The sequence below is a fragment of the Ruegeria sp. AG7 genome, from assembly GCF_056541545.1.
Window position 1 is genome coordinate 121,160 of sequence record NZ_JBQFYP010000008.1, and the last position, 7,956, is coordinate 129,115.

7 protein-coding genes, 1 tRNA gene and 1 riboswitch are annotated in these 7,956 nt (G+C 58.2%); of the genes, 4 read left to right on the plus strand and 4 right to left on the minus strand.

The window, feature by feature from the left end:
* The first annotated feature begins 156 nt into the window (after positions 1–156).
* On the plus strand, positions 157–1,614 hold the full coding sequence (locus ACR0BF_RS12705) for a cobyric acid synthase (protein ID WP_480625032.1): 1,458 nt from the start codon (positions 157–159) through the stop codon (positions 1,612–1,614).
* Positions 1,615–1,617: 3 nt separating this feature from the next.
* On the opposite strand, the gene ACR0BF_RS12710 is transcribed toward ACR0BF_RS12705, so the two are convergent.
* The 3 genes from ACR0BF_RS12710 to ACR0BF_RS12720 form a co-directional block, all read right to left on the minus strand.
* Complete coding sequence (locus ACR0BF_RS12710) at positions 1,618–2,406, minus strand: hypothetical protein (RefSeq protein WP_480625033.1); 789 nt, start codon at positions 2,404–2,406, stop codon at positions 1,618–1,620.
* A 73-nt stretch (positions 2,407–2,479) separates the two neighbouring features.
* Positions 2,480–3,898: a TolC family outer membrane protein gene (locus ACR0BF_RS12715; protein ID WP_480625034.1), complete on the minus strand. Its 1,419-nt coding sequence runs from the start codon at positions 3,896–3,898 to the stop codon at positions 2,480–2,482.
* Positions 3,899–3,992: 94 nt separating this feature from the next.
* Entirely contained in the window at positions 3,993–4,646 is a 654-nt protein-coding gene (locus ACR0BF_RS12720) for a protein-L-isoaspartate O-methyltransferase family protein (protein WP_480517618.1), read from the minus strand.
* A 224-nt stretch (positions 4,647–4,870) separates the two neighbouring features.
* On the opposite strand from ACR0BF_RS12720, the gene ACR0BF_RS12725 reads away from it, so the two are divergent.
* Positions 4,871–4,944: transfer RNA gene (locus tag ACR0BF_RS12725), tRNA-Cys, on the plus strand.
* Between the two features lie 177 nt (positions 4,945–5,121).
* Here the strand turns inward: ACR0BF_RS12725 and ACR0BF_RS12730 are convergent.
* Positions 5,122–6,117, minus strand: coding sequence for an NAD(P)-dependent oxidoreductase (locus tag ACR0BF_RS12730; RefSeq protein WP_480517776.1), 996 nt, complete (start codon positions 6,115–6,117; stop codon positions 5,122–5,124).
* A gap of 102 nt (positions 6,118–6,219) precedes the next feature.
* A riboswitch (cobalamin riboswitch) is annotated at positions 6,220–6,424 on the plus strand.
* Positions 6,425–6,518: 94 nt separating this feature from the next.
* Here ACR0BF_RS12730 and ACR0BF_RS12735 point away from each other — a divergent pair.
* Together ACR0BF_RS12735 and cobW are read left to right on the plus strand one after the other, a co-directional pair.
* Positions 6,519–6,893: a DUF1636 family protein gene (locus ACR0BF_RS12735; protein WP_480625035.1), complete on the plus strand. Its 375-nt coding sequence runs from the start codon at positions 6,519–6,521 to the stop codon at positions 6,891–6,893.
* A 4-nt stretch (positions 6,894–6,897) separates the two neighbouring features.
* Complete coding sequence (gene cobW, locus ACR0BF_RS12740; protein WP_480625036.1) at positions 6,898–7,953, plus strand: cobalamin biosynthesis protein CobW; 1,056 nt, start codon at positions 6,898–6,900, stop codon at positions 7,951–7,953.
* Positions 7,954–7,956 lie beyond the last annotated feature (3 nt).

The following is a 7,956-nucleotide window of genomic DNA, read 5'->3' on the forward strand; positions in this document are numbered from 1 at the left end:
GCTGTTTCAACTCAGAAAAAACGCGCTCTGCCATCAGAGCGCGTTTTTCTATGCGTATACCGCCACAATCCCGATCCCGGGCGTCAAGGTGAGTTCGGGGCTTCCCCTGCCCGCCCAAATCAGGTCATCTGCGCTATGACAGGTAGGAGACAATCCATGGTTCGCGCCATCATGATTCAAGGCACCGGCAGCAATGTCGGAAAATCCGTTCTGGTGGCGGGGCTTGCGCGAGCTTTTACACGGAGAGGTCTTCGGGTTGCGCCCTTCAAGCCGCAGAACATGTCGAACAATGCTGCTGTTACGGAAAACGGTGGGGAAATCGGTCGCGCACAGGCCCTTCAGGCACGGGCGGCAAGGCGGGCGACGCATACGGATATGAACCCTGTATTGCTGAAACCTGAAACAGATACCGGCGCGCAGATCATCGTTCAGGGGCAGCGCGCGGGCACCATGAAGGCCGGTGATTATCGCAAGGATAAATCCAGGCTGTTAAGCGCCGCACTGGAAAGCTTTGACCGACTGTGCAGCGATGCGGATCTGGTTCTGATCGAAGGTGCGGGCAGCCCGGCCGAAACCAACCTGCGCAAGGGTGACATCGCCAATATGGGCTTTGCCTGCGCTGCGAATATACCTGTTATACTTGTCGGCGACATTCACCGCGGCGGTGTGATCGCACAGATCGTTGGCACTCAGGCGGTTCTGGATGAGGGTGATCTTGCGCGAATTCGGGGCTTCGCAGTCAATCGGTTCAAGGGGGATGTGTCCCTTTTTGACGAAGGGCGCGAGGATATCGCCTCTCGTACAGGGTGGCCTTGTCTGGGAGTTGTGCCATGGTTTCACGACGCCTGGAAGCTTCCGGCCGAAGATATGATGGACATCCGCTCTCACACAGGCGGCACATGCAAGGTTGTTGTGCCACAGCTTGAACGGATGGCGAATTTCGACGACCTTGACCCCTTGTCTGCCGAACCCGGAGTGAGCGTCGAGATCATTCCGGCCGGACGCCCATTGCCGGGCGATGCCGATCTGATTTTGCTACCGGGCAGCAAGTCCACCATCGGAGATCTGGCCTATTTCCGCGCACAAGGCTGGGACATCGACCTGTTTGGCCATGTCCGGCGCGGCGGGCATGTTCTGGGTCTCTGTGGCGGCTTTCAAATGCTGGGCAAGACCATCTCCGACCCCGATGGCGTGGACGGTCGACCGGGTAAGGTCGAAGGGTTGGGGTTTCTGGATGTAGACACGGTCATGGGAGGACAAAAGCAAGTTGTCCTGCGTAAGGCCCATGCCTTGCCGGACCGCGAGCCGGTCACCGGATACGAAATCCACATGGGCCATACAGACGGGCCGGATTGCGCCAATGCATGGCTTGAGGTCGAACGCCGCCCCGAGGGCGCGGCCAGCGCAAACGGGCGGATCAAGGGAAGCTATCTGCACGGTATCTTTTCGTCCGACGCATTCCGGGCGCGGTATTTGTCAGCGTTAGGCGTGACCTCGGACCTGTCCTATGAAGATGGCGTCGAGCAGGCGCTGGACGATCTGGCCGATCATCTGGAGCGCCACATGGACCTTGACCTGCTGCTCAGCCTCGCGCAGCCCCCGCACCGCAGCTGACCGTTACTCCAGATCCTGAGCCGCAAGAGCGCGGGCGATCTCTCGTCTGACCATCTTGCGCACATTTCTTGTAATTCGCTCGCCCATCGTTCCTTGCAGTTCGGTGCGGACAACCTCTGCGATCAGGGTGCGCAGAGCGTCCTCGTCCATGTCGATCGTCCTGACGTTTTCGTCGGAATCAGGTTCTTCGGCATCAGCATCAGACACAACAGCCCGAGACGACCGGATGAATTCCGCCTGATAAGGTGCACCTTCGTCCTGCTGAGCCGCCTCTGGTTCATCGCCTCCAGCAGCATCAATCGACATCGCAGCGGCAAATTCTTCTTCGACATCCCATGGCAGCGCATGTGACGGTGTGCCCGAATATGCATCCTGGCTGTCACCGTCCGGTTCCCACTGGTCTTCTGTTTGTGCAATGGCCGCTTCCAACGCTTCGATCTTTGCACTCAGGCTGATTGCAGCATCATCCGACGGGGCGTGTTTCGTCTCGGCTGCTTCTGGCTTGTCCTCGTCGGCGTTCGCGGGTTGACCCGTCTGAACGATGTCACAGGTTCGCAGCAACATCGGCTTGGCGGCATCTGTAACTTCGGCTTTGGATACAACTTTAGCGGGAATCACTCCCAACTGATCTGGTGTGCTGATCCGCAAAGCATCGGTAAGCACCAGCCGCCCCGGCTTGCGTGCCTTAGTCGTTTGATCCGAGACGGATTTATCACGACTGTCTTCACTGACCAGACGTTTGACCGAAGACAGAACGTCTTCGATCCCTGCTTTCACGACATTATCAGACATTGTTCTCTACCGCTCTATCCTTGGATCAAGTGTAGCCAAACAATCCGTGCCTCACAACAAATAGTATTGGCGATCAGTCCCGGCGCAACGCTTTGAGAACACGATCCAGATCCTTGCTTTGCTTGCTGACCTGTGCAGGTGCATTCTTGACCAGGTTGTAATACAAAGTCGGATCATAGATTTGCACCGCCAGCCCAAGACGCTCGGCTGTCAGAAGGCCCTGCGCCTGCAACAACTGATAGGCAGCCCGCGACCGTTCGGTGCGCGAAGCAACTTCCGCCAGCTGTGCATCCAGCAAATCCTGCTGTGCATTCAATACATCCAGAGTTGTTCGCGCGCCCAGAGTCGCCTCTTCCCGGATGCCATCAAATGCCACCTGCGAGGCGTTAACGCGCTCGGTTGACGCCCTCAAACTGGCGCTGGCCGCCTGAAACGCCGCATACCGGTCGGTCACACCCTGCGTGATGTTCTTTTGAACGTTCAGCAGATTCGCACGCGAGGCATCCCGGCTGGCCATTGCGCGGCGCACATTTGCCGCCAACCGGCCACCTGCGTAGATGGGTTGATTGAAGTTCAGCGACACGGTCGCGTCGTTCACATAGTCACTATTGTCATAGCGCTCGGACACGCCAGCGTCGGCATTCAGGCTGACATTCGGCCCAAGGTTGGCCCGCTGTTGCTGCACGACCAGATCGAACGCCCTGACCTGATGCTGTGCCGACAGAATGGCCGGGTGGTTGCGTTGCGCCAGGTTCACAGCTTCAGCTTCGGAACGCGGCAGATTGGGCAGGCTCGGCTGGCCAGCCGTTCGCCCCGGTGCCTTTCCGACCGCGTTCACGTATTCGGCCTGGGCAATGCTCAATTCACCGCGTGCCACAGCCAGATCCGCCTGAGAGCTTGCCAGCTGCGCTTCGGACAATGCGACGTCCGTCCGGGTTACTTCGCCCACTTCGAAGCGGTCATTCGACGCCCTAAGTTCCTCTGCCGACACATCCACGTTGTTCTGGCGGATCGCCACGGTCTCTTCCTGCAACAGGACGCCCAGATAGGCATTTGCTGCGCGGATAAGAACCTGTTGTTCGATATCGATCAGGGTTTGCCGGGTCGATAGCACCGTTTCCTGCGCCGACTGCTTGCCCAGCACCGACGCGCCGCCATCATACAAAAGCTGGCTCAGCGTCAGGCCCGAAAAGAACCGCGACGGCTCGTTTGTCGTCACGACGTTATTGACCCGCGAACGGGTGTAATCCTGGCTGACCTGCACGGTCCAGTTGATGATTGGCCGCAACGCAGAAAGCGCAATGGCCACATCTTCATCCGCCGCGCGCAGCAACGCCCGGTTCTGCTCAAGCAAACCACTGGTGTTATACGCGCCGATGAACGCATCCGTTATGTTGTCTGCCCACGCTGCACGCCCTGGCATCACGCTCATGGCAAGTCCTGCGGTCACAGCAAACGCCCTGACCAGCTTACCTGTCGCCGAACCACGCATACCAAAATCCTCTCAAACGAAATTACACTGCCCTACAGGCAGTTTGCGGCCTTCTTTTCAACTAATCAAGGCGATAGAAAAATCTATCGGCGGACTATAGCGAAAATGCACACTCTGCCGAAAAACCTTCCAGAACCGGCGCATGGGCATTGAACACATCACGCCAACTGACGCGACCACCGGTTTTTCGACCGATCCGCACGGTACCCAGGTTGCCGTTGACAAACAGACACACGATCCGACCGTGGTCCTTGAGCTGATCCAACAGGGCATCGGGCACCTGCTCGACACCGCCCTGCACCATGATCGCATCATAGGGGCCGTGTTCCGCCACACCCTGTTCCAACGCGCCGACGTGGATGATGGCGTTGTGCACGTCAGCTTCGGCCAAGAGGTTTTGCGCCTCGGCTGCAAGGGTTTCGTCGCATTCAACACCCACAACCAACTCAGCCATCCGTGCGGTGACAGCCGTGGAATATCCCATTGCCGGAGCGATATCGAGGACCATCTCGTCCTTGGATATGTTCAGCACGTCCAGCATTTTAGCCAGGGTCCGCGGCTCCAGCATGCTGCGCCCTCCACCCAGATCAATCAGGCCGTCCACATAGGCCGCCTCGCGTTGAGAATCGGGTACGAAGCTTTCCCGCGGAACACTCAGCATAGCCTCAATGATCGGGAACTTGGTGACGTCAGAGGGGCGGATCTGTGTATCAACCATTGTGCGGCGCCGGGCTGCGAAGTCAGTCATTGGATATCTCGTCTCATTCCCAAAGATGTCGGGCTTGTGCCATATCCTGAACCTTCCAGCAACGCCCCTGTTGCCGCAACCTGAATCGTGATCACCTTCTTGGGCATGGACTTCGGCAAATTTCAGTCTTGCCGGCAAATTCGCACGCAATCCACTGGACGCCCCCGAGGAAAGCTGTTAAAAACCCAGTTACACCACAGCAAGTATTTGATTTTACTTGAAAAGGCGAGTTGGCGGAGTGGTGACGCAGCGGATTGCAAATCCGTGTACACCGGTTCGATTCCGGTACTCGCCTCCAACAACATCCAAATCGCTGACTTAACCCCGCAGTACACGCGTGCGACGCTCGGTATTTCAAGACGTTCAAGGCCCGCGATTCTGTCGAATTGCGGGCCAGATATGGCGTGTTTTTCGGAACACCTGCCTACCCCTGCTCGTTCAAGGGGCGAGATTTTGTCTGGTATGTGCTTTACGTTCAGGCGCGCCCTTGTGGCACAACCTCGTATCCCGGCTCCTCCGGCTCATCATCCGTCATTTCGGCAGGGAAGCCCGGGGCGGTGATATCCAGGCCGGTTGCCTCTTCCAGCCGCTTGATAATATTTGGTGAAAGCTCGCGTTCGCCATAGCGTGCGATACCATCGTTAAAGATGTTGATCATCACCGGGTTTATTTCCAGCGGCACCCCGGCGCGGTCGGCGACCTCCTGAAACAGACCGATATCCTTCTTCACCAGATCCATGGTGAAGGAAATATCGCGCGACCCGTTCAAGATGACCTGACTTTCGGTTTCGTGCACGAAGGACGTGCCGGACGAGATTTTGATCGCCTCATAGGTCGTGTTCAGATCCATCCCCGCAGCCTTTGCCGTAACCAGTGCTTCGGCGCAGGTGATCAGGTTGGCGGTGGCAAGATAATTGGTCATCACTTTCAGCACCGAGGCCGAGCCCAGTTCGCCGGTGTGCAAAACCCGACGACCCATTGTCGTCAGGAACGGCAGAATTCGTTCAAACGTTTCCCGGTCACAGCCCGCAAAGATCGAGATATTGCCTGTCGCGGCACGGTGGCACCCGCCAGAAACCGGGCAATCGACGGCCGCACCGCCGCGCGATATGACTTCGGCACCCAGGCGTTTGACTTCGGCCTCGTCGGTGGTCGACATCTCCATCCAGATCTTACCGGGGCCCACTTCGGGCAACATCTCCTGCATGACTGCGTCCGATGCTGCCGGAGACGGCAGACAGGTGATCACCGCATCGCAATCGCGCATCAACTGGGCGGGCCCCTCAGCCGCCTTTGCACCTTTGGCGACAAACTCGGCCACCAGATCCGCGTTCAGGTCATGCACAGTCAGATCAATGCCGTTGCGCAAAAGGGATCCCGAAAGCTTGCCGCCTACGTTACCCAGACCGATAAATCCCACTTTCATATGACGCATCTCCAAGTTCGTCGTTTTCCCGTCATGCGACCACATACCGAACACATTCTTCATGCCGCCGAACGACGCCTACAGGTCGCTTTTTTCTCCTTGGCTTATTTGTTGCGCGCGAACCGCTTGACAAGCGGGTCAGCGGTGCCGCATGTCCCTGTCGTTGGTGTCGGCGACAGCCGATGAAAAGGGAATGCGTCAACGGTTCATCCGCCAAACGCAGCCGCCCCCGCGACCGTGACCGGAGAGGATGCCCAATGCCACTGGCCTGTGCCGGGAAGGCGGGACATCCGACAGAGCGACCGCTCTGGCATCCGCAAGCCGGGAGACCTGCCAACACCCGAAGTTGAAACCGGGCGGGGTGTTCCGGTGTCGGGTCCATGTGCAGACGTGGTGCCCGCATGAAACCCCGTCCCCCGCGAAGAGGATTTGGGGGGATGAGAGACATGACCGAGAACGAACCGGTAGAGCTACTGGTCTGCACGACTTGCCGCCGGGGTCTGCCCGTCGAGGATGACGCTGAGCGTCCCGGCACATTGTTGCACAAGGCCCTGGAACAGGCTGTCCTGCCGGATGGTATCACTCTGAAACAGGTCGAATGCCTTTCGAACTGTGATCAGGGCTGTTCCATCGTTCTTCGGGGCGGGCCGGATCGCTGGACCTTTGTTTACGAGAATCTGAACGAAATCGATCACGTCGATGTCATCATCGATGGCGCGACTAAGTATCTGGCCACAGGCGATGGTCTGGTGAAATGGCGCGACCGTCCTGAACATTTCCGCAAAAACTGCGCCTCGCGCATTCCCCCGATTGGAGCCTGAGATCATGTCGAACCTTGAAAAACTCCCCGTCACTGTGATCACCGGCTTTCTGGGCTCGGGCAAAACCACGCTGGTGCGCCATCTGATGCAGAACCCGCAGGGCAAGCGCCTTGCGATTGTTGTTAACGAGTTTGGCGATGTGGGTGTTGATGGCGACATCCTGAAGTCCTGCGCGATTCCGGAATGCCCTGCGGAAAACATCATGGAACTGGCAAACGGCTGCATCTGCTGCACCGTGGCCGACGATTTCATCCCGACCATCGAGGCGCTGATGGCGCTGGAACCGCGCCCGGATCACATTTTGATCGAAACATCCGGCCTTGCACTGCCCAAACCGCTGCTGAAAGCGTTTGAGTGGCCTGATATCCGTTCGAAAATTACCGTTGATGGCGTTATTGCGCTGGCCGATGCCGAGGCCGTGGCCGCCGGTCGCTTTGCTCCGAACGTTGAAGCGGTGGATGCCCAACGGCTGGCTGATGACTCGATCGACCACGAAACACCCTTGTCCGAGGTGTTCGAGGATCAGATCTCGTGCGCGGATATCATCCTGCTGACCAAGCCCGATCTGGCAGGTCCCGAAGGTGTCGCGAAAGCTAAACAGATCATCGCCGCTGAGGCGCCGCGCCCGCTTCCTGTCGTCGAGGTTGCCGAGGGTGTCGTCGACGTACGCGTCGTGCTTGGCCTTGAGGCTGCCGCCGAAGATGACATGGACGCGCGCCCGTCACATCACGATGGCCATCACGATCATGAGCATGACGATTTCGAAAGCATCATCGTCGAGTTGCCGGAACAGACCGACCCGGCGGAACTGGTTGCCAGGATTGAACGTCTGGCAACTGAGCTTAATATCCTGCGCGTCAAAGGCTATGCCGCCGTCACAGGCAAACCGATGCGCCTGCTGGTTCAGGCTGTCGGCGCACGGGTTCGTCACCAATACGACCGCCCGTGGGAACCCGGTGAGGTGCGCCGCTCGCGCCTGGTCGTCATTGCCGAACATGACGACATCAAAGAGGCTGAGATCCGTGATATCCTAGTGGGTGTGACCGAGGTTGCCGAGTAAGTC